Raw genomic sequence first — 291 nt, 5'->3', positions numbered from 1 at the left:
GTCTTGTTCAGATTCTTTCTCTCGATTGAATCTGATTTGATATTTCTCAGTATATAGTTTTCAAGGTACATGGTACACGATAGTCCGAAGTGCCGCTCGACTGACGTCTCGCTCACGGGCTTCGCCCTATGGAATCCGGTAATCCCGTCTGCTTACGTGCCAGCACGACGCAGCCACGCTTCCCGTATTCCGCACTTCTCATTGCCTACGTGTAAATGGAGATGGAGAGATTCGAACTCTTGACCCCCTGCTTGCAAGGCAGGTGCTCTCCCAACTGAGCTACACCCCCAT

1 tRNA gene is annotated in these 291 nt (G+C 50.9%); it reads right to left on the bottom strand.

From position 1 onward, the window contains the following. Positions 1–216: 216 nt before the first annotated feature. Positions 217–289 (bottom strand) — tRNA-Ala (locus tag VSQ61_RS22770). Positions 290–291 lie beyond the last annotated feature (2 nt).

Origin of the sequence: Candidatus Merdisoma sp. JLR.KK006, assembly GCF_036941035.1 — a bacterium.
In the GTDB taxonomy this organism is placed as follows: Bacteria; Bacillota; Clostridia; order Lachnospirales; family Lachnospiraceae; genus Laedolimicola.
This window is presented reverse-complemented; position numbering and strand designations above follow the sequence as displayed.